Origin of the sequence: Massilia sp. DJPM01, from assembly GCF_030348125.1 — a bacterium.
Lineage (GTDB): Bacteria > Pseudomonadota > Gammaproteobacteria > Burkholderiales > Burkholderiaceae_D > Telluria_A > Telluria_A frigida.
In genome coordinates this window covers 146,304-166,613 of sequence record NZ_JAQOZV010000004.1, presented here as the reverse complement: position 1 = coordinate 166,613, position 20,310 = coordinate 146,304, and the positions used below count along the sequence as shown (strand labels likewise).

The window sequence follows — 20,310 nt, the reverse complement described above, 5'->3', positions numbered from 1 at the left end:
TTCAGCGCCCGTAGCGCGTCATCAGCAAGCCGTCGGTATCGATGTCCGGCGCCCGGCCCGACACCAGATCGGCCAGTACCCGCGCCGACCCGCACGACATGGTCCACCCCAGCGTCCCGTGCCCGGTATTGAGATACAGATTGCGAAACGGTGTCGGCCCGATCACCGGCGTACCGTCCGGCGTCATCGGACGCAGGCCGCACCAGAAGGTCGCCTTGTCCACATCGCCCCCGCCCGGGAACAACTCGGTCACCGCGTGCACCAGGGTGGCGCGCCGCGAGGCATGCAGGCGCAGGTCGTAGCCGGCGATTTCGGCCGTGCCACCGACCCGGATGCGCTCGCCCAAACGCGTGATACCGACCTTGTACGTCTCTTCCATGATGGTCGACTCGGGCGCGCTGGCGGCATCGATGATCGGCAGCGTGATCGAATAGCCCTTGACCGGATAGACCGGTATCCTGATTCCCAGGGGCTCGAGCATCAGCGGCGAATAGCTCCCCATCGCCATCACGAAGGCATCGGCCCTGAGCTCCCCTTGCGAGGTCTCGACGGCGGTGATCGCATCGCCGTCGGCCACGAGGCGCCGGATCTCGACGTTATTGCGGAAAACGACGCCCTCCCCGACCGCCATCTGCGCCAGCGCCTGGGTGAACTTGAAGCAGTCGCCCGTTTCGTCGCCGGGCAGGTGCAGGCCGCCGACGATCTTGCCGCGCACCCGCGCCAGCGCCGGTTCGGCCAGTTCGCAGCCGGCCGGATCGAGCAGCGTGTACGGCACGCCATAGCGCTTGAGCACCGCGATGTCCTCCTGCGCTTCGTCGAGCTGGCGCGGATTGCGGAACACCTGCAAGGTGCCCTTGCTGCGGTGGTCGTAGGCGATGCCGGTCTCCTTGCGCAGCGCGATCAGCGAATCGCGGCTGTACTCGGCCAGGCGCACCATGCGGCTCTTGTTGACGGCGTAGCTGGCCGGATTGCAGTTGCCCAGCATCTGGAACAGCCAGCGCCACATGCGCGGATCGAGCGAGGGACGGATCACCAGCGGACTGTGACGCATGGCCAGCCAGCGCAGCGCCTTCATCGGCACGCCCGGCGCGGCCCACGGCGCCGCCATGCCCGACGAGACTTCGCCGGCGTTGGCAAAACTCGTTTCCAGGGCGGCGCCGCCCTGGCGCTCGATGACGGTCACTTCATGCCCGGCCTTGGCCAGGAAATAGGCCGACGTGGTACCGACCACGCCACTGCCCAAGACAATAATTTTCACGAACTTCCTTGCGGTGCGTTATTGCGAAAGGGCAGAAAAAAGAACGTCGCTACGGATAGCGCAGCTGGTCGAGCCATTCGAGCAGCGGAATGGTGGCCGGCAGCAGCGGCGATACACCGACCACGCCCTGCCACGCAAAGGCCTGCCCTTCCAGGCTTTGCGGCTCGCCGCGCCATTCGCGGCTGATAAAGAAGTGCAGGCGCACGTGCGCGTGTTCGTACACGTGCTCCACCCCGCACCATTCGCTCGCGCTCAGGATATGAACGCCAAGCTCCTCGACGAATTCGCGTTTGAGCGCGTCGAGGATGGCTTCGCCGGTTTCTACTTTCCCACCCGGGAATTCCCAATAGCCGTGGTACGGTTTGCCGGCGGGACGCTGGCCAAGCAGCACGTCGCCATTGGGTTTCATCAAAATGCCGACTGCGACATCGATCGGCTTTTTCTTTATATGTTCACTCATTCAGGCAGCTTCCCCGCGTAATCCCTGGCGAACTGCCATGCCACCCGGCCCGAACGCGAACCGCGCTGCAGGGCCCATTGCAGGGCCTCCGCGCGGCTTTGCTCGATCTGCTGCGCGCTGCACCCGTAACTGGCCAGCCAGTGCGCCGCGATGCCAAGGTAGTCGTCCTGCTTGAACGGATAGAACGACAGCCACAGGCCGAAGCGCTCGGACAGCGAGATCTTCTCTTCCACCGTTTCGCCCGGATGCAGGTCGCCGTCGCCGTCATGCTTGTAGCTGGCGTTGTCGCTCATGCGCTCGGGCAGCAGGTGGCGCCGGTTCGAGGTGGCGTAGATCAGCACATTGTCCGACTGGGCCGCGATGGAGCCGTCGAGCGCCACCTTGAGCGCCTTGTAACCGCCCTCGCCTTCTTCGAACGAGAGGTCGTCGCAAAAAATGATGAAGCGCTCCGGGCGCCCCGCTACCAGGTCGACGATGTCGGGCAGTTCGGCCAGGTCGGCCTTGTCGACTTCGATCAGGCGCAGGCCGTCGGCGGCGAACTGGTTCAGGCAAGCCTTGATCAGGGACGACTTGCCGGTGCCGCGCGCGCCGGTCAGCAGCACGTTGTTGGCCGGGCGGCCCTGCACGAACTGGCGCGTATTGCGCTCGATCTGCAGCTTTTGCGGCGCCACGTTGTGCAGGTCCGACAGCGCGATGCTTGATGCGTGCAGCACCGGCTGCAGATAGCTCACGCCACTGCCGGCGCGCTTGCGCCAGCGGAAAGCGGTCGAGAGGCACCAGTCCGGCTCGCGCGGATACGCGGGCGGCAGCACCGCCTCGACCCGCTGCAGCAGCGCTTCGGCGCGCAGCAGGAACTGTTCGAGTGGGGTCGTCAAGGCGCGGCTCAGGAACGGTAGTCGGCGTTGATGGTCACGTAGTCGTGCGACAGGTCGCAGGTCCAGACGGTGGCGCTGTGGGCGCCGCGCCCGAGGCGCACGCGCACCGTGATTTCGCTCTTTTGCATCACGCGCTGGCCGTCGGCTTCCTGGTAGGCCGGATTGCGCCCGCCGCTTTTCGCCACCAGCACGTCGTCAAGGTACAGATCGAGTTTGGTCACGTCGAGGTCATCCACGCCGGCGTAGCCGATCGCGCACAGGATGCGGCCCAGGTTCGGATCGGACGCGAAGAATGCGGTTTTCACCAGCGGCGAGTGGGCGATCGAGTAAGCGATCTTGCGGCATTCCTCCATCGAGCCGCCCTCTTCCACCGTGACGGTGATGAACTTGGTGGCGCCTTCACCGTCGCGGATGATCATCTGCGCCAGCGAACGGGCGATCTCGGTCACGGCGGTTTTCAGTTCGGCGTATTCGGTCGAATCGGTGTTGGCGATAGCCAGGCTGCCGGTGCCGGTGGCGATCAGCATGAACGAATCGTTGGTCGAGGTGTCGCCGTCGATGGTGATGCAGTTGAACGAATGGTCGGCCGCGTGCTTGACCAGTTCATTGAGCACGTCCTGCGAGACCTTGGCGTCGATCGCCAGGTAGCCCAGCATGGTCGCCATGTTCGGGCGGATCATGCCGGCGCCCTTGCTGATGCCGGTCATGGTGACGCTGTGGCCGCAGATGTCGACCGTGCGCGACGCCGCCTTCGGCTGGGTGTCGGTGGTCATGATCGCCTCGGCGGCATTGAACCAGTTGTCGGCCTTCAGGTTGCCGATGGCCCCCGGCAGCGCGCCGACCACTTTATCGAGCGGCAGCGGTTCGAGGATCACGCCGGTCGAAAACGGCAGGATCTGGTGCGGCTCGCAATCGAGCAGGCGCGCCAGCGCGGCGCAGGTGGCGTGGGCGCTGGCCAGTCCGGTCTCTCCGGTGCCGGCGTTGGCGTTGCCGGTATTGACCACCAGCGCGCGGATCGGCGCGCCGCCCGCGGCCACGGCCGCCAGGTTGGCTTTGCTGACCTGCACCGGCGCGGCGCAGAAGCGGTTGGTAGTGAACACGCCGGCCACGGTGGCCGTGTCGGCCAGCTTCATCACCAGGATATCTTTGCGGTTGGGCTTCTTGATGCCGGCTTCGGCAAAACCGATCTCGATCCCGTTGACGGGCTTCAGGTCGGCGGCGACGGGCAGAGGGGAATTAACGGCCATGGCGGATTCTCTAGCAGTGAAGTGGGAAGCCGCTATTGTAACGCTTGAAACGATATGAGGGATGCAACTGCGGCAACGCGCCAGGGAACACGTTTCCGCGCGCTCTTTCACGACGGCGGCCGGGCGGCCGGCGGCCATGCGATGTGTGTAACAATATCGGTCCAGCATCGCCGTCGGCGTGATCCGGCACGCCGCGCGAGCTGCCCGACCATCATCGATCCGAAGGACTGTCTTGATTTTCCCGACCTTGTTTCCGCGCGCGCGCCGGCCGGCCCGCTTCGCCCTCCTGCTGGCTTGTCTTGCCGCGCCCGCGTTCAGCCACGCCGGCGCACAGCCGATCGCCAGGACGGCGGCATCCGCCCAGGACAGCGCCGATGGCGCCGACATGCGCGCGCGCGAAGCGCTGGCCAGCGAAACGAACCGTTACCTGCAGGCGTGCGATTACAAGGCCCTGGAAGCGCTGTATCAGCGAATCCGGGGCGCCGGCCAGCGCACCCCGAGCGGCATCTGGAAACAGGCGCTGTTCTACAAGCAGCTGCGCGGATTCGGCCAGTGGAGCACCGATGCGGCGTATTGGGACACGGTGCAGACCCGGGTCCGGGCGTGGCGCAAGCAATATCCGCAGTCGGTGCCGGCGCGCCTGTTCGAGGCCTATATGCTGTTCAAGCGCGCCGAAGCGAACCGCGGTTCGGGCTACTACGACACGCTCACGGAAAAGCAGCGGCGCGATCTCGGCGAGGGTTCGGCGGCGGCCATGCGGGTGCTGGAAGCGGCGCAGGCGCTGGCCGCCAAGGCCGACGACCCGGAGTGGCATCGCGCCATGCTCAAGGTGTTCCCGTACACGAACCAGTTCACGCAAGCGCTTTACCAGGAAAAGATCGGCGCGGCGATGGCGCGCTATCCGCATTACCACGAAGCGTATTTCACGGCGGCGGGATTCTCGATGGCGCACTGGAACGGCGCGCCGGACGCGGTCGAGCAGCTCGCGCTTAGCCTGAACAAGGCCGCCGGCAAGGAACAGGGCGCGATGTATGCGCGCCTGTACTGGTACATGGACCAATCGGCCTACAAGGGGAAAATCTTCCAGCTCAGCCAGGCCGACTGGCCAACCATGCGCACCAGCTTCGCGGCCCTGGTCGCGCAGTATCCGGACCCGTGGAACCTGAACGCATACGCTTATTTCGCCTGCCTGGCAAACGATGCCGGCGCCATGGCGCCCGTGCTGGCGCGCCTCGGCCAGCAGGTCGACCTGCGCGCCTGGGGCGAGCACGGCGCGGCGACCCATGCCCGCTGCGCCGCCATCACGGCGGCCGATCCGCATTTCGACAGCAAGCAGGCGGCCGCGCGCAAGGTGCGCCTGCGGCGGCTGCTCGGCGAGACGATGCAGTACGCCGCGGCCCAGCGTGCCCGCAAGGAGTACAAGGAAGAACTGGAAACGCTGCACAAGGCCGAGGAGCTGGACCGCGCCATGGGCTGGGTCAGCATGCCGGTGCAGTACAAGCTCGCGCTCGCCTTCTTCACGCTGAAACGCTACGAGGAAGCCATCAGCGCCCTCAGCGCCGGCCTGGGGGCGCAACCCGCGTTTCCGGACGCGTACTGGATGCGCGGCCGGGCGCTCGAAGCGCTGGGCCGCAAGGACCAGGCGCGCGACGATTTCGACAAGGGCGCGCGCTACCTGCGCCAAGCCCTGCCGGGAGCGTGGGCCGGCCTGAACGCGACCCAGCGCGCCAATGTCGCGGAGATGCAGCGCAAGTTCCTGGAATACGGCTTCGAGACCCCGGGCTTTCCCGCAAACTGAGGTGTGGTGATGCGGTTTGTGGCTTAACGACAACCGCAAAAATGCTTAATGACAAGTAAAGTCATTTGCTCGATAATGTTAAGCATTAACTATTTATCAATCAATCCAGTGAAAAAACTTCTCCTCTGTACAGCCCTGCTGGCCTCCTTCCCCGCCTTTGCCGCGCAACGTCCCGCCGCCGCCAAGGCGCCCGTGGCCAAGATCGAATCGAACATGGCCGCTGCCGTCTCGGCGGCGGCGGATGAACTCGAACGGAATTTCTATTGGGTCAAGGGTAGTCCGATTCCCATTTTCGACAAGCTGGCGGTGTTCGAGTTCTCCGCGCCGACTGCCGCGAAACTGAAAACCGTGTTCGGATCGTCACGGCCATACACCGTGACGCGCGCGCCGGCCGTGGCCGGCATGGTCGGCTTCGACATTGCGCTTCCGGCGCACAGCTATGCCGATTTGAATGAGCAGAACTGGTCGTGGGACGCGCTCAAGATGCACGTGGTGACCGACGAAGCCGGCCGCACCATGACGGGCACCGGCAGCTGGCCACGCCTCACGGTCAACGTGAAAAGCGGCGACATCGTCGTCAACAACATGACCATGGAAACCAGCCAGCGGCGCAACAGCGACGATGTGTGGCTCGGCACGGCGCGCGCGGACGTCAAGTCGATCGACGTGACCGGCAAAGATCAACCGGGCACCGTGAAAATGGAAGGCCTGTCGGTCACGTCCGCAGTGTCCGAGAACGGCAAAGATTACGACCTCGGCAGCGACTTCGGCATCAAGCTGATCACGGTCATGGATGAAAAGATCGACGACCTGCGCATGTCGATGCGGATGACCAAGCTCGATATGTTGTCGTTGGAGCAGTTGAGCAAAGCCATCCAAAAGTCGACCAAGCCAGGCGCCGAGCCGAACCTGGACGATATCGGTCCCCAGCTCAAGGCTTTCGTCAAGGGCATGGCGGTACGCGGTACGGCCATCGAGATCACCGAGATGAGCGCCGGCTACCACGGCCATCGCGCATTGATGAAGGGCGGCCTGGCCGTGGGCAAGACGGTCGACAAGGATTTCAATTCGGCCACCGCCCTGATGAAAAAGCTGGACGGGCGCTTTGAAATGCGCGTGCCGGTCGCACTGATCACTGCCATCGCGCGCAATGTGACGCAGGCGCAGGCAACCCGGAAGGGCGAAACGCCAACGCCGGAAATGCTGGACTCGACCGCCAAGAGCCTGTCCGACATGGCCGTGGACAAGGCCACGGCCGACGGCTATGCGCGCCTGGAAGACGGCGTGCTGGTATCGATGGTTGAATTCAAGGCCGGCAAGCTGACCGTCAACGGCAAGGCAGTTGCCATCCCGACGGGTGGCAAGAAGCCCGTCGCGGCTACCAAAAAACCGGCCAAGCGCCGCGCCAAGTAAGCAGTAAGCAGTAAGCGGCGGCCATCGTCCGATGACCGCCTCCAAGCCGCCTGGTTTTCATTTCACTACGGCCGGCTGCGGCGGCGCCACGACGGCCACCTTGCGGCCCGAGCTGGACCATACCTGCATGCATTCCGACCCGGTCCAGCTGGTTGCATCCGGACAGGTGCACTGATTTCCTTCCAGGGTACTGTTAGCCGGGCACTGCAGGCCGCTGCGTTGGGCGTCCGCATCGGCGCCGGTCTGTGAAGATGGCGACGGGACCACGCCCCCCACCACCGCGAGCAGCAGGCATGCCGAGACAGCGACAGCGGCAAAAATGGCTTTCATAACGTCCTCCTGGTTGGCAATGAAACCTAACCATTGCAGGAAGCGCGCTTGCTATTGTTGCGTGTCATCAACTCAAACTGATCTTACTCATCGGCAATGCCACAAGCGTGGCGCCGGCACCACGCCGGCCGCTCCTGTCAACCGCCTGCGCCAAGGGCACAGCTGTTGCCGATACGGGTCCAGCGCACCCGCTGGCGCGCCTGCGTGGCCACCGACTTGCCCGATTGCGCCATCGTCGCGCGCACCGCCGCCGCTTCCGTCGGCGTTTTCGCTTCGCGCAGCGCCTTCGCGTACTGCACGTTGACCGCCACCTGCTTTTCCGCCAGTTCACGCTGGAGGCGCGGCAGGTCGCGCAGTTGCTGCGCCGCCCTGGCGCGCGCCTCCGGCGTCTTGCCTTCGGCCGCTTCGCGTTCAAGCACGGGACGCATCCATGCCAGGTCCGCCGCGGGGTCGCCGGCGCGGGTCGCACTGACGGTATCGTATTCCCACGTGACCTTGTCGATGCGGCGGATGGTGAGCGTGACCACCGCCGCCGGACAGTTCGCCGTATGCACCAGCACCCCATCCGCGCCAACCTCGCTCGATTGGTCCGGACAGGACGCCAGCGCCACCGCCGACGAATACAGGGCGTCGGCAATCCGGCGCGGCCGGATGCAGTGCGTGACCGGGCCTTTGCCTTCATACACCTTCTCGCCCGAGTCGGCCCCGGCGACGCGCTCGCGCCGCACGATGTCGCCATTGGCGCCATCGACCCGGGTGTCGACCCGGTTGGCCGGCGCCGGTGCCGGGATGCTGCTGGTCGACGCCGAATCGAGCCGGTACAGGCCGGCCGGCGGCAGGATTTGCTCGAGCGCCGGCGCGCAAGCGGCGCCACCGGCCAGCAGGGCGCCCACTATCGTCAATGGGATACGCATCAGCGCACCACCATTTCAACGCGGCGGTTGCGCGCACGCCCGTTGTCGTCGGCGTTATTCGCCGCCGGCGCCAGGTTGGCCACGCCGTGCGGCTGCATGCGCGCGGGCGCGATCCCGTACTGCCCACTTAAAGCATCCACCACCGCCTGCGCGCGCTTGCGCGACAGCGCAAGGTTGGCATCGACCGCGCCCTGGTTATCCGTGTGCCCGACGATGAACACGTTCACGCCCGGGTCGTTCTTGAGCGATTTGGCCATTTGTTCGAGCGTGTCCTTCGATTCCGGCTTGATCAGCGCCTTGTTGGTATCGAACAGAATGCCGTACAGGGCGATGCGGCCATCCTTCCTGAGCGCGGCGCCAATGGCGCTGGCGTCGACCGTCACATTCCCCTGTTCGACCCTGGCAGCCTCGATCACCTGCATGAATTGCTGGGCGCGGCCCTGGACGTTGGCGTCGCTCTCCTCGCCCGTGCGCAACGCGATCTGCACATCCACCGCGCCCGCTGGCGCGTCCTTGCGCGCATGGATGTAGTGGAAGCCCGGCTTGTATTCGAACAGGCGGATCACATAGGCATCGCTCTGGCCATGGTCGACCCATTGCGCGCCCTGGGCCCAGCGCACGATCTTCGACTGGGTGCGGTCTTTCTCGCACTGGGCTGCCTCGCATTCGTACAAGGTGTCGAAGCCGGCGCCGCGCAGCGCGGCCTGGTAATTGCGGAAGATCTCCAGCGATCCGCGCCCCTGCGGTCCAAAATAAATCCGGTTCGAGATCTTGCCTTCCACCGTTTTTTCGACCGGGCCGTTTTTACCGGCGACCAGCGTGCGCGCGCTGGCGTAGTTTTCTTCGCCATGCAGGTACAAGGTGGAGCCGGCGTAGCGCGACAGCAGCGGATGGTCGGCGCCGCCGGGGCGGTCGGCGTCGTATTTTCCCGCCTGCGCCAGCGGCGACGACAGGATCAGTGCGAGCGCACACGCCGTCAGGGCGCTGCGGTGAACCGGATAGGGCATGGGAGACTCCTTGAATGGATGGCGATGCAATCTGATGCGGGCGTAAAAAAAGGGAGGCGGAACATCACGTTCTGCCTCCCCTTCTGGTCATGCCGGACGCTTTATGCGAGCTTGCCGTGGCATGCCTTGAACTTCTTGCCGCTGCCGCAAGGGCATGGGTCGTTGCGGCCGACCTTCGGTCCGAGCTCTTCGCCCGGGCCGCCGACCGGCGCCAGCAAGTCTTCCGGCGCCGCGTCCGGATTGAAGTCCGCGTGCTGGTAACTGACGTTTTCGACGTGCGACTGGTGCATCGCCGCTTCGGCGTCGATCTCTTCGCGCGACTGGATGCGCACCGTCATCACCATGCGGATCACTTCATTCTTGATCATGTCCAGCATCGATCCGAACAGCTCGAACGCTTCGCGCTTGTACTCCTGCTTCGGGTTCTTCTGCGCATAGCCGCGCAGGTGGATACCCTGGCGCAGATGGTCCAGCGCCGCCAGGTGCTCGCGCCAGTGGCTGTCCACGCTTTGCAGCATGACGTTGCGCTCGAAACCGCCGAACGATTCCTTGCCGACGACGGCGATCTTGCTGTTGTACGAGGCGTCGGCCGCGGCCAGCACGCGCTCGCGGATGTCGTCGTCGGTCATGTTGGTATCGGTCGCCAGCATCTGCGCCAGCGGCACGTTGAGCTGCCATTCGTTGGCCAGGGTCGCTTCCAGGCCGGGAATGTCCCATTGCTCTTCGACCGATTCCTCCGGCACGAAGGCATGCACCACATCGGTGAACACGCCGGCGCGCAGCGATGCAATCAGTTCGCCGATGTCGGTCGTTTCCAGCAGTTCGTTACGCTGGGTGTAGATCACCTTGCGCTGGTCGTTGGACACGTCATCGTATTCGAGCAGCTGCTTGCGGATGTCGAAGTTGCGCGCCTCGACCTTGCGCTGGGCCGACTCGATCGAGCGCGAGACGATGCCCGCTTCGATCGGTTCGCCTTCCGGCATTTTCAGGCGGTCCATGATGGCGCGCACGCGGTCGCCGGCGAAGATGCGCAGCAGCGCATCGTCGAGCGAGAGGTAGAAGCGCGACGAACCCGGATCGCCCTGGCGGCCGGAACGGCCACGCAGCTGGTTGTCGACGCGGCGCGATTCGTGGCGTTCGGTGCCGATGATGTGCAGGCCGCCGGCGGCCACCACGTGCTCGTTGAGGGACTTCCACTCGCTGCGCAGCTTTTCGGCCTGGGTTGCCTTGTCGGCATCCGACAGGGCCGCATTGGCTTCGATGATCTGGATCTGCTTTTCAACGTTACCGCCCAACACGATGTCGGTACCACGGCCGGCCATGTTGGTGGCGATGGTGATCATCTTGGGACGGCCCGCCTGGGCGATGATTTCGGCCTCGCGCGCATGCTGCTTCGCATTGAGGACATTGTGCGCCAGCTTGGCCTTGTCGAGGATCCCCGACAGCATCTCGGAGTTTTCGATCGAGGTGGTACCCACCAGGACCGGCTGCCCGCGCTCGTAGCAATCGCGGATATCGATCAGCATGGCGTTGTATTTTTCGGCCGAGGACTTGTACACCTGGTCCTGGCGGTCCTTGCGCTGCGACGGACGGTTGGGCGGAATGACCACCGTCTCCAGGCCGTAGATTTCCTGGAATTCGTACGCTTCGGTATCGGCCGTACCGGTCATGCCGGACAGCTTGGTGTACATGCGGAAGTAGTTCTGGAAGGTGATCGAGGCCAGGGTCTGGTTCTCGTTCTGGATGCGCACGCCTTCCTTGGCTTCGACTGCCTGGTGCAGGCCGTCGGACCAGCGGCGCCCGGTCATCAGGCGGCCGGTGAATTCATCGACGATCACCACTTCATCGTTCTGCACCACGTAATGCTGGTCCTTGTGGTACAGCGCGTGCGCGCGCAGGGCCGCGTACAGGTGGTGGATCAGGGTGATGTGGGCGGCGTCGTAGAGCGAAGCGCCTTCCGGCAGCAGGCCCATTTCGGTGAGGATCGCCTCGGCGTTCTCGTGACCGCGTTCGGTCAGCAGCACCGAGTGCGCCTTCTCGTCCTTGGTATAGTCGCCCGGGACCGAGACCACGCCCTTGCCGTCCGGCGTTTCTTCGCCGATCTGCAGGGTCAGCTTGGCCGGCAGCGAATTGATCTGGTGATACAGCTCGGTATGGTTTTCAGCCTGGCCCGAAATGATCAGCGGCGTACGCGCCTCATCGATCAGGATCGAGTCGACTTCATCGACCACGGCGAAATTGAGGCTGCGCTGGACCCGCTCGCTCGCCTCGAACACCATATTGTCGCGCAGGTAGTCGAAACCGAATTCGTTATTGGTGCCGTAGGTGATGTCCGACGCGTAAGCCGCTTGCTTGACGCTGTGGTCCATCTGCGACAGGTTGATGCCGGTGGTCAGGCCGAGCCAGCTGTACAGGCGCCCCATCCACTCGGCGTCGCGCTGGGCCAGGTAATCGTTGACCGTGATGACGTGCACGCCCTTGCCGGACAGCGCGTTCAGGTAGGTCGGCAAGGTCGCCATCAGCGTCTTGCCCTCGCCGGTACCCATTTCGGCGATTTTGCCGTAGTGGAGCACCATGCCGCCGATCATCTGGACATCGAAATGGCGCATCTTGAGCACCCGCTTGGCCGCCTCGCGGCACACCGCAAACGCTTCCGGCAGCAGCTGGTCGAGCGTTTCGCCTTTGGCGACGCGCTCCTTGAACTGCGGCGTCTTCGCTTGGAGTTCAGCGTCCGACAGCTTTTCGATCTGTGGCTCGAGCGCGTTAATCTCGCGCACGGTTTTTTGATATTGCTTGAGCAGCCGCTGGTTGCGGCTACCGAAAATCTGGGTCAGTAATGACATGCTTGAATTCTTGAAAAAAACGCCGCAAAAAGAAGCCGCAATGATAGCAAAAACATATCATCCAACGGCCGACTATGGCAAAAAGACTGTGATTTTATCATGCGATCTTGCCACACTTGGGGTTATTGGCCCGGAACTCAAGAGGCAAGGTCAAAACAAAGTTAATAAAATGACTTCGACAAGGCGTTCTGGCGGGGCGCCGCGCGCTGTGCTATGTTGCGCCTTATGCATATCTACGGAACCAAGACGCGCCGCACCTCGATCGTCGCTACCGATTTTCTCAAGCGTAACGACAAGATGGCGGCCCTGCTGCCGACGGCGATGCGCATGGCCAGCCTGCAGAGCGACTGCGCCAAGGCGCTGCCGCCGATGTTCGGCAACTGCGACGTGCTCTCGTTCGAAGACGCGCGCCTGGTGCTGGCCGTGCCCAGTTCGGCCGTCGCGGCCAAGCTCAAACAGCAACTGCCCAAGCTGCAGGGGGCCCTGCAAAAGCGCGGCTGGCATATCGACGAGATCAAATTGAAAGTGCAGGTCACGCGCAGCATCGCACCGGTGGTGCACACGCACCAGCTGATTTTGCCCGGCACCGCGCGCTCGGCGTTCGAGGCGCTGGGCGACGCCCTGCCCAAGACAAAGGCCAACGCCACCCTGATCGCCGCCGTCAAGGCGATGGCGGCGCGCCAGCGGTGAACCACCGTCGCCCCTGCGTGGGGGCGACGTTAGCGACAGGCTGCTAGGTAAGCGCCCACTCGCGCGCCATCTGGCGCACGTACGAAGGCGGCGCGCTGCCGGGCTTTTCGAACGCCACGATCTCATAGGCGTCCGGATGCTTGAGCAGTTCAAGCAGCAGCAGGTTGTTGAGCGCATGGCCCGACTTGTGCGCCTCGTAGCCGGCCAGCAGCGGATGCCCGACCAGGTACAAATCGCCGATCGCGTCGAGGATCTTGTGGCGCACGAACTCGTCGTCGTAGCGCAGGCCATCCGAATTGAGAATCCGGTACTCGTCCATCACGATCGCGTTTTCAAGCGACCCGCCGCGCGCCAGGCCCATGCCGCGCAGGCTTTCCACATCCTGCATGAAGCCGAAGGTGCGCGCGCGCGCCACGTCGTGCACGTACGAGACGTCGCCGAAATCGACAAACGCGCGCTGGGTCGTGCCATCGACCGCCGGATGGTTGAATTCAATGAAAAAATCGAGCTTGAAGCCGTCGTACGGGGTCAGGCGCGCCCATTTTTCGCTGGCGCCGCTGCCCTGGCGCACTTCCACGTCTTTCAGCACGCGGATGAATTTCTTCGCCGCGTCCTGCTCCTGCACGCCCGCCTGTTGCAGCAAAAAGACAAACGACGAGGCCGAGCCATCCATGATCGGAATCTCTTCGGCCGACACGTCCACGTACAGATTGTCGATCCCGAGCCCGGCGCAGGCCGACATCAGGTGCTCCACCGTGGACACGCGCGCATCGTCCTTGACCAGCACCGACGCCATGCGGGTGTCGCCCACCACGCCCGCGCTGGCGGGGAACTCCACCACCGGGTCCAGGTCCACGCGGCGAAACACGATGCCGGTATCGATCGCGGCCGGGCGCAGGGTCAGTTCGACCTTGGTCCCGGAGTGCAGCCCCACGCCGACGGTGCGCACCAGTTGTTTGACGGTTCTTTGTTTTAACATCTGGCGATTATAGCGAACTTGATGGGCCAGCGCTGCCGGGCTGCTAGGGGTGCTCGGCCTGCGCATGCGAGCGCTCGTGGCGCACCAGGTAGATGCCGCTGCCGATGATGATGGTCGCGCCAATGAGGGTGTAGCGGTCTGGCAGGGTACGCCACAGAAGCCAGTCCAGCGCCACGCCCCAGGCCAGCCCGGAATACTCGAACGGCGCCACGCGCGAAGCCTGGCCCGAATTGAACGCTTCGGTGATCGCCAGCTGGCCCAGGAAACCCGTCAGCGCCAGGCCGCACAACAGCCAGAAGTCCTGGGCGCGCACCGCCACCCAGTTCGGCGCGGCCAGGGCCGACGCGCCGATGGCCAGGAACACCATCAGCCACAGCACCATGTGCTCGGCGCGGTCGGTGCGCCCGACGATGCGCGAGGTGATCGCCGACACCGCGTAGCAAGTGGCCGCGCCCAGCACCGCCAGCCCGCCCAGGGTCAGCATGCCGGTCCCGCTCGGGCGCAGCACCACCAGCACCCCGCCCATGCCGACCGCAATGGCGATCCAGCGCGCCAGGTCGACCGACTCCTTCAGGAACACCACCGACAGCGCGGTAATGAGGGCCGGGGCGATAAAAAAGATCGAATACGCTTCGGCCAGCGACAGCTTGCGCAGGCCGAAGGCAAACAGCGCCAGCATCGTGATGCTCAGGGCCGCGCGCAGCAGATGCATCGGCCAGCGCACCTGCAGCGCCATGCCGAACGCGCCGCGCCAGCCGACATAGGCAAACACCAGCGGCAGCGACGACAGCCCGCGCATGGCAGCCACCTGCAGCGCCGGATAGTGCGCCGACAGCAGCTTGAGCGCCGTATCCATCAGCGAAAACATGACCACCGCGATCAGCATCGCGTAGATGGCGCGCAGGTTTCCGCCGCGCGCCGTCACAGGCGCTTGACCATGAACAGGCTGAGCGGGTCCGGCTGGTAGTCGCCGAACGGCGCGCAGCGGATAAAGCCGTCGCGCTCATACAGGCCGATGGCTTCGGGCTGGCTGATGCCGGTTTCGAGCTTCAGGCAAGGCAAGCCAGCGGCGGCGGCGCGCTGCGCGATCTCGGCCAGCAGCTTGCCGCCCACGCCCTTGCCGCGCTGGGCCGGATCGACGTACATGCGTTTGACTTCGCCGTAGCCGCCCCGGTCGACATAAGCGCCGCAGCCAAGCGCGCGGCCGTCAGGATCGCGCGCGACCAGGAACACCACATCGGATCGGGTCAGCGAGTCGACGTCCATCAAATGGTTGCTCTCGGCCGGATAGAGGCCGGCAAAATAGGCGTCCAGCCGTTCGAGCATGGCGATGATGTCGCTCTGGCGCGGGGTTTCGGTTTGAATATGCATGGCGCTGTAAAAAACGGCGCCGCGGCGCCGTCTTTGCGGAAATGGTTCCGGGTTGGTTTTAAGCGACTTGCTTGAGCAGCGTTTCGGCGTTTGACACTTCAAACGCACCGCCCTGCTCCACGTTGAGCTGCTTGACGACGCCGTCGTCGACCAGCAGCGAGTAGCGCTGCGAGCGCGTGCCCATGCCGAACTTGGAGAAGTCCGCATCCAGGCCCAGTGCCTTGCTGTAGGCGGCGTTGCCGTCGGCCATCATGCGCACGATGCCGGTGGCTTTCTGGTCGCGGCCCCAGGCGCCCATGACGAAAGCGTCATTGACCGAGATGCACCAGATTTCATCGACGCCCTTGGCTTTGAGTTCGTCGGCCAGCTTGACGTAGCCCGGCACGTGCTGTGCGGAGCAGGTCGGGGTGTAGGCGCCCGGCAGGCCGAAGATCGCGATCTTCTTGCCCTTGGCCAGATCAGCTACCTGGAAGGTATTCGGGCCGAGCGAGCAGCCTTCGGTTTCGGTCTCGACGAATTCAGAGAGGGTGCCTTCAGGCAGGCGGTCGCCGATTTTAATAGTCATTCGAGGCTCCATAGTATGAGGTTGATAAGACGGCTAGTATGCCTGATCCTGGTCGACCTTGCAGGCTGGCGCCTCCCTGGCGCGCGGCCGTGCCGTCCGCGCGTGGAAAAAACGGCGTAAAAAAAGCTGGGGTTCCCCCCGGCTTCTTCAACACTGCGGTCCGATCAATCGGCTTGCTTGCGCAGGAACGCCGGGATGTCGTAGGTTTCCACGCCATTGCGCTGCATCGCCTGCACCTGCTCGGAGGCCTGCTCGCGGCGCCACACGGCTGGCTGCTTCATGCCTTCCATCGCATGGCCGCTGGCCGCGCCGGCACCCATCGACACGCCCACGGTGGCGCCCACGCCGCCGGCCGACATCATCGGACCGTTGTGGGTACCGGTGCGCAACATCGGCTGCTGGACCAGCTGCATGGCCTTCTTGGCCTTGCCCAGGCCGGTCGCGACGACGGTCACGCGGATATCGTCGCCCATGTCGTCGTCGTACGCGATACCCTGCGCGATCGATGCATCGGGCGCCGCAAACGCGCGCACCGCCGCCATGACTTCCTTGATCTCTTTACCCTTGAGACCACGGCTGGCGGTGACGTTGACCAGCACGCCGCGCGCACCCGACAGGTCGATCCCGTCGAGCAGCGGCGACGCGACTGCCTGCTCGGCCGCGATGCGCGCGCGATCGACGCCGCTGGCGGTCGCGGTGCCCATCATGGCCTTGCCCTGCTCGCCCATGATGGTCTTGACGTCGTTGAAGTCGACGTTGATATGGCCCGGCACGTTGATGATCTCGGCGATACCGGCCACCGCGTTGTTGAGCACATCATCGGCGTGGCGCATCCACTCGATCATGCTTTCGTCTTCGTAAATCTCTTCCAGCTTTTCGTTCAGGATGATGATCAGCGAATCGACGTGCTGCGACAGTTCTTCCAGCCCGCTCTCGGCCACGTCCATGCACTTCTGGCCTTCGTACGAGAATGGCTTCGAGACCACGGCCACCGTCAGCGCGCCGAGCGACTTGGCGATTTCGGCCACGATCGGTGCTGCGCCGGTACCGGTGCCGCCGCCCATGCCGGCCGCGATAAAGACCATGTGCGCGCCACGCAGCGCATCTTCGATGCGCGCGCGCGATTCTTCGGCCAGCTGGCGGCCGACGGTCGGCTTCATGCCAGCGCCCAGGCCCGACTCGCCGATCTGGATGATGTTGTGGGCGCTCGACGCGGCCAGTGCCTGCGAATCTGTATTGGCCGCGATGAATTCAACGCCCGACACGCCCTTGTTAATCATGTGTTGAACCGCATTGCCACCTGCTCCGCCGACGCCGACGACCTTGATGACGGTTCCTAGTGCTGCGTTATCGACCATATCAAACTCCATGATGAACTCCTAATCAAAGTGCGGTTTCCAAGCGCCAGGACTCATAGTCGTATGAAACCTGGAGGTTGAAAACTGCGTTAACCGTTAAATAACAAGAACCCGTGTGCGTATCATTCCAAACTGTGCCGACTTAAAAATTCCCTAAAAACCATTCCTTCATGCGCTGCCAGACCGCTTTCACCGAGCCATCCTGGCGCGTCACGATATGCCCGCGCAGATACTGCTTCTTCGCTTCGAGCAGCAGCCCGAGCACCGTCGCGTAGCGCGGACTGCGCACCACGTCGGCCAGCTGGCCGCGGTAGTCCGGCGTGCCAAGGCGCGCCGGCTTGAGGAAAATATCTTCCGCCATTTCGACCATGCCCGGCATGATCGCGGTACCGCCGGTGAGCACGATGCCCGACGAGAGCACGCCCTCATAGCCCGACTCGCGCACCACCTGGTGCACCATCGCGAACAATTCCTCGACGCGCGGCTCGATCACCGCCGCCAGCGCCTGGCGCGACAGGTTGCGCGGACCGCGGTCACCCAGTCCCGGCACTTCGAGCGACTCGTGCGGGTCGGCCAGCACCTGCTTGGCGACGCCATAGCGGATCTTGATCTCTTCGGCTTCGGAAGTGGGCGTGCGCAGCGCCATGGCGATGTCGTTGGTGATCTGGTCGCCGGCAATCGGAATGACCGCCGTATGCCGGATCGCGCCGTCGGAGAACACCGCAATGTCGGTGGTGCCGCCGCCAATGTCGATCAGCACCACGCCCAGTTCTTTCTCATCGAGCGTGAGCACCGCGTCGGCCGAAGCCATCGGCTGCAAGATCAGGTCCGACACTTCAAGGCCGCAGCGGCGCACGCACTTTACAATGTTTTGTACCGCCGATACCGCACCGGTGACAATATGCACCCGCACTTCCAGGCGGATGCCGCTCATGCCGATCGGTTCGCGCACGTCTTCCTGGCTGTCGACGATGAATTCCTGCGGCACCGTGTGCAGCAACTGCTGGTCGGTCGGGATGTTGACCGCCTTGGCCGTTTCGATCACGCGCGCCACGTCGGTGGCCGTCACTTCCTTGTCCTTGATCGCGACCATGCCGCTCGAATTGAACGAGCGGATATGGCTGCCGGCGATGCCCGCGTACACATTGCGGATCTTGCAGTCGGCCATCAGCTCTGCTTCTTCGAGCGCGCGCTGGATCGATTCGACGGTCGCCTCGATATTGACGACCACCCCTTTTTTCAGTCCGCGCGACTCGTGCTGACCCAGTCCGATCACCTCGTGGCGCCCGTCGGACATCACCTCGGCCACCACGGCCACCACTTTCGAGGTACCGATATCGAGGCCGACGATCAGGTTTTTCGCGTCTTTTGTCATGTGCTGTCGCCTACTGTCTTTGCTTTGTCTTGCTGCTGGTTGATCTGCTGTTCGGTTTTACTGCTATTTTTACTGCCGCCTTGACAGGCTTGTGCGGATCGCTCGGCAGCACCAGGGCGGCGGCGGAAAGCGCCAGGCCGTTCTGATACCGCATGTCGATCGTGTCGATGCCATCCTGCAGGCGGCTGGCCAGTTGCGAATAAATCCCCACCAGCCGCTGCACCCGCTTCTTCAGCGTCGTCTTGTCCTGCTCCCGTCCCAGCGCCACGCTCATGCCGTTATCGAGTTTCACGGTCCATGCGTAACGGCTCGACAGGTCCAGCTTTTCCGGCACCAGCGCGACCGGCGAAAACAGCGCGCGCAACTCCAGAAACCGCGCCAGCACTTCCTTCTCGCTGCCTTCCGGCCCGTCCAGCGCCGGCAGTGGATGATCCTCGTCCGCCTCGGCCAGGTTGGCGGTAAATACATCGCCCTTGACCGACAACAGGCGCCCATCCTCGCCCCAGGTGCCGAGCGCTTCGTGCTCCTCGACTTCCACGATCAGCTGGTCCGGCCATTCGCGCCGCACCTTGGCCCGCCTGACCCAGGGTACCGCTTCGAAGGCGGTGCGCACCTGTTCCAGGTTGGTCGTGAAAAAATTCCCCTTGATGCGGCCCACCACGCCGGCGCGCAAGGTGAGCTTGTTCACGTGCTTCAGTTCCATTCCATACACGCTGTCGACCCGCACCGTGCGCAGGGTGAACATCGGCAGCTGCGACAACCACCACACGGCCGACGCGAGGCAGGCGATCACCACCGCGGCCATCAGGCCGCTCGCGCTTGCGTTCAAAGCTCTTACGTCATGCCACATTACTGTATTAACCCTGGCCCTGGGCCATTTTCAAGCGTGCCGAACGCACAATCTCGACACACAGGTCTTCATAGCTGATACCCAGCGCGCGCGCCGCCATCGGCACCAGCGAATGGCTGGTCATGCCCGGCGAGGTATTGACCTCGATCAGGAACGGCTTGTTGTCGCTGGCGCGCAGCAGCACATCGACCCTGCCCCAGCCTTCGCAATCGACGGCGCGGTAGGCTTCCACCGCAAGACGCGCCACTTCCGCGCTGGTCGCCTGGTCCAGCGCGGCCGGGCAAATATACTTGGTGTCGTCCGTAAAATACTTGTTCTGGTAATCGTAATTGCCGTCCGGGGCCACGATTTCGACGATCGGCAGCGCGCGCGCGTTCGCGCCGCGTCCCAGCACCGCCACCGTCAGTTCGCGCCCGGTGACGAATTCCTCGGCCAGCACCACTTCGTCGAAACCGGCCGCCACATCGTAGGCCGCCTTGAAATCGGCGGCGGCGCGCACCTTGGTGATGCCCACGCTCGAGCCTTCGTGGGGCGGCTTGACGATCAGCGGCAGGCCAAGCTGCTCCACCACCTGCGCCAGGTCGGTATCGGCGGCCAGCGCGGCGTAGCGCGGCGTCGGCAGGCCGCGCATCAGCCAGATCATCTTGGTGTAGATCTTGTCCATGGCAATCGCGCACGCCATCACGCCGCTGCCGGTGTAAGGAATGCCGAGCTGTTCGAGCGCGCCCTGCAGGGTGCCGTCTTCGCCGTAGCGGCCGTGCAGCGCGATGAACACGCGGTCGAATTCCTCGGCCGCCAGTTCGGCGATGCCGCGCAGGCCCGTGTCGAACGGATGGGCGTCGATGCCCTTGCTCTGGAGCGCCTTGAGCACGCCGGTGCCCGACATGATCGACACGTCGCGTTCGGCCGAACGGCCGCCGAACAGCACGCCCACCTTGCCCAGTGCGGCCGCGTCGCCGGAATTAAATACACTCATG

At 64.2% G+C, this 20,310-nt stretch carries 19 protein-coding genes; 3 read left to right on the top strand and 16 right to left on the bottom strand.

Features of this window, described 5'->3' with window-relative positions; translation table 11 throughout:
• Nucleotide 1 precedes the first annotated feature (1 nt).
• The 4 genes from PO883_RS04640 to argJ are packed head-to-tail and all read right to left on the bottom strand — an operon-like array spanning nt 2 to nt 3,840.
• Entirely contained in the window at nt 2-1,258 is a 1,257-nt protein-coding gene (locus PO883_RS04640; RefSeq protein WP_289308685.1) for a D-amino acid dehydrogenase, read from the bottom strand.
• A 49-nt stretch (nt 1,259-1,307) separates the two neighbouring features.
• Nucleotides 1,308-1,718: an NUDIX domain-containing protein gene (locus PO883_RS04635; RefSeq protein WP_289308684.1), complete on the bottom strand. Its 411-nt coding sequence runs from the start codon at nt 1,716-1,718 to the stop codon at nt 1,308-1,310.
• Nucleotides 1,715-2,593 (bottom strand): ATP-binding protein, encoded by an 879-nt coding sequence (locus tag PO883_RS04630; protein WP_289308683.1) that lies wholly within the window; start codon nt 2,591-2,593, stop codon nt 1,715-1,717. The genes PO883_RS04635 and PO883_RS04630 overlap by 4 nt, the downstream gene beginning before the upstream one ends.
• An 8-nt stretch (nt 2,594-2,601) precedes the next feature.
• Nucleotides 2,602-3,840, bottom strand: a complete 1,239-nt coding sequence (gene argJ / locus PO883_RS04625) for a bifunctional glutamate N-acetyltransferase/amino-acid acetyltransferase ArgJ (RefSeq protein WP_289308682.1) — start codon at nt 3,838-3,840, stop codon at nt 2,602-2,604.
• A gap of 232 nt (nt 3,841-4,072) precedes the next feature.
• On the opposite strand from argJ, the gene PO883_RS04620 reads away from it, so the two are divergent.
• Together PO883_RS04620 and PO883_RS04615 are read left to right on the top strand one after the other, a co-directional pair.
• On the top strand, nt 4,073-5,638 hold the full coding sequence (locus tag PO883_RS04620; protein ID WP_289308681.1) for a hypothetical protein: 1,566 nt from the start codon (nt 4,073-4,075) through the stop codon (nt 5,636-5,638).
• Between the two features lie 108 nt (nt 5,639-5,746).
• The gene (locus tag PO883_RS04615; protein ID WP_289308680.1) at nt 5,747-7,051 is read left to right on the top strand and encodes a DUF945 family protein; all 1,305 of its coding nucleotides are present in this window, start codon (nt 5,747-5,749) and stop codon (nt 7,049-7,051) included.
• A gap of 57 nt (nt 7,052-7,108) precedes the next feature.
• Here the strand turns inward: PO883_RS04615 and PO883_RS04610 are convergent, their stop codons facing one another.
• From PO883_RS04610 to secA, 4 genes are all read right to left on the bottom strand, one after another.
• Entirely contained in the window at nt 7,109-7,381 is a 273-nt protein-coding gene (locus PO883_RS04610; RefSeq protein ID WP_289308679.1) for a hypothetical protein, read from the bottom strand.
• A 137-nt stretch (nt 7,382-7,518) separates the two neighbouring features.
• A complete protein-coding gene (locus PO883_RS04605) occupies nt 7,519-8,295 on the bottom strand; it encodes a hypothetical protein (RefSeq protein WP_289308678.1) in 777 nt (258 codons plus the stop codon).
• Nucleotides 8,295-9,302: an OmpA family protein gene (locus PO883_RS04600; RefSeq protein WP_289308677.1), complete on the bottom strand. Its 1,008-nt coding sequence runs from the start codon at nt 9,300-9,302 to the stop codon at nt 8,295-8,297. Before PO883_RS04600 ends, PO883_RS04605 begins: the two co-directional genes overlap by 1 nt.
• A gap of 101 nt (nt 9,303-9,403) precedes the next feature.
• Nucleotides 9,404-12,145, bottom strand: coding sequence for a preprotein translocase subunit SecA (secA, locus tag PO883_RS04595; RefSeq protein WP_289308676.1), 2,742 nt, complete (start codon nt 12,143-12,145; stop codon nt 9,404-9,406).
• Nucleotides 12,146-12,370: 225 nt separating this feature from the next.
• On the opposite strand from secA, the gene PO883_RS04590 reads away from it, so the two are divergent.
• The gene (locus tag PO883_RS04590; RefSeq protein ID WP_082692401.1) at nt 12,371-12,835 is read left to right on the top strand and encodes a DciA family protein; all 465 of its coding nucleotides are present in this window, start codon (nt 12,371-12,373) and stop codon (nt 12,833-12,835) included.
• 43 nt (nt 12,836-12,878) lie between these two features.
• On the opposite strand, the gene lpxC is transcribed toward PO883_RS04590, so the two are convergent.
• From lpxC to PO883_RS04550, 8 genes are all read right to left on the bottom strand, one after another.
• A complete protein-coding gene (gene lpxC / locus PO883_RS04585) occupies nt 12,879-13,814 on the bottom strand; it encodes a UDP-3-O-acyl-N-acetylglucosamine deacetylase (protein ID WP_289308675.1) in 936 nt (311 codons plus the stop codon).
• 43 nt (nt 13,815-13,857) lie between these two features.
• Nucleotides 13,858-14,700 carry a DMT family transporter gene (locus PO883_RS04580; protein WP_289308758.1) on the bottom strand — a complete coding sequence of 281 codons (843 nt, stop codon included), beginning with the start codon at nt 14,698-14,700 and terminating at the stop codon, nt 13,858-13,860.
• Nucleotides 14,701-14,735: 35 nt separating this feature from the next.
• On the bottom strand, nt 14,736-15,185 hold the full coding sequence (locus PO883_RS04575) for a GNAT family N-acetyltransferase (protein ID WP_289308674.1): 450 nt from the start codon (nt 15,183-15,185) through the stop codon (nt 14,736-14,738).
• A 58-nt stretch (nt 15,186-15,243) separates the two neighbouring features.
• Entirely contained in the window at nt 15,244-15,750 is a 507-nt protein-coding gene (locus PO883_RS04570; protein ID WP_289308673.1) for a peroxiredoxin, read from the bottom strand.
• A 164-nt stretch (nt 15,751-15,914) separates the two neighbouring features.
• Complete coding sequence (gene ftsZ / locus PO883_RS04565) at nt 15,915-17,120, bottom strand: cell division protein FtsZ (RefSeq protein WP_167088329.1); 1,206 nt, start codon at nt 17,118-17,120, stop codon at nt 15,915-15,917.
• A gap of 130 nt (nt 17,121-17,250) precedes the next feature.
• Nucleotides 17,251-18,483: a cell division protein FtsA gene (ftsA, locus tag PO883_RS04560; protein ID WP_054266460.1), complete on the bottom strand. Its 1,233-nt coding sequence runs from the start codon at nt 18,481-18,483 to the stop codon at nt 17,251-17,253.
• 10 nt (nt 18,484-18,493) lie between these two features.
• Nucleotides 18,494-19,333 carry a cell division protein FtsQ/DivIB gene (locus PO883_RS04555; protein WP_289308672.1) on the bottom strand — a complete coding sequence of 280 codons (840 nt, stop codon included), beginning with the start codon at nt 19,331-19,333 and terminating at the stop codon, nt 18,494-18,496.
• A 7-nt stretch (nt 19,334-19,340) separates the two neighbouring features.
• A complete protein-coding gene (locus tag PO883_RS04550; protein ID WP_289308671.1) occupies nt 19,341-20,309 on the bottom strand; it encodes a D-alanine--D-alanine ligase in 969 nt (322 codons plus the stop codon).
• Nucleotide 20,310: the final 1 nt, after the last annotated feature.

What these genes read in the sequence shown, in the direction of transcription:
- ftsZ (WP_167088329.1), bottom strand. Translation starts at nt 17,120, where the DNA reads ATGGAGTTTGATATGGTCGATAACGCAGCACTAGGAACCGTCATCAAG.
- PO883_RS04590 (WP_082692401.1), top strand. Translation starts at nt 12,371, where the DNA reads ATGCATATCTACGGAACCAAGACGCGCCGCACCTCGATCGTCGCTACC.
- lpxC (WP_289308675.1), bottom strand. Translation starts at nt 13,814, where the DNA reads ATGTTAAAACAAAGAACCGTCAAACAACTGGTGCGCACCGTCGGCGTG.
- PO883_RS04635 (WP_289308684.1), bottom strand. Translation starts at nt 1,718, where the DNA reads ATGAGTGAACATATAAAGAAAAAGCCGATCGATGTCGCAGTCGGCATT.
- PO883_RS04610 (WP_289308679.1), bottom strand. Translation starts at nt 7,381, where the DNA reads ATGAAAGCCATTTTTGCCGCTGTCGCTGTCTCGGCATGCCTGCTGCTC.
- PO883_RS04550 (WP_289308671.1), bottom strand. Translation starts at nt 20,309, where the DNA reads ATGAGTGTATTTAATTCCGGCGACGCGGCCGCACTGGGCAAGGTGGGC.
- PO883_RS04605 (WP_289308678.1), bottom strand. Translation starts at nt 8,295, where the DNA reads ATGCGTATCCCATTGACGATAGTGGGCGCCCTGCTGGCCGGTGGCGCC.
- PO883_RS04575 (WP_289308674.1), bottom strand. Translation starts at nt 15,185, where the DNA reads ATGCATATTCAAACCGAAACCCCGCGCCAGAGCGACATCATCGCCATG.
- PO883_RS04580 (WP_289308758.1), bottom strand. Translation starts at nt 14,700, where the DNA reads ATGCTGATCGCGGTGGTCATGTTTTCGCTGATGGATACGGCGCTCAAG.
- PO883_RS04570 (WP_289308673.1), bottom strand. Translation starts at nt 15,750, where the DNA reads ATGACTATTAAAATCGGCGACCGCCTGCCTGAAGGCACCCTCTCTGAA.
- PO883_RS04600 (WP_289308677.1), bottom strand. Translation starts at nt 9,302, where the DNA reads ATGCCCTATCCGGTTCACCGCAGCGCCCTGACGGCGTGTGCGCTCGCA.
- PO883_RS04555 (WP_289308672.1), bottom strand. Translation starts at nt 19,333, where the DNA reads ATGTGGCATGACGTAAGAGCTTTGAACGCAAGCGCGAGCGGCCTGATG.
- secA (WP_289308676.1), bottom strand. Translation starts at nt 12,145, where the DNA reads ATGTCATTACTGACCCAGATTTTCGGTAGCCGCAACCAGCGGCTGCTC.
- ftsA (WP_054266460.1), bottom strand. Translation starts at nt 18,483, where the DNA reads ATGACAAAAGACGCGAAAAACCTGATCGTCGGCCTCGATATCGGTACC.
- argJ (WP_289308682.1), bottom strand. Translation starts at nt 3,840, where the DNA reads ATGGCCGTTAATTCCCCTCTGCCCGTCGCCGCCGACCTGAAGCCCGTC.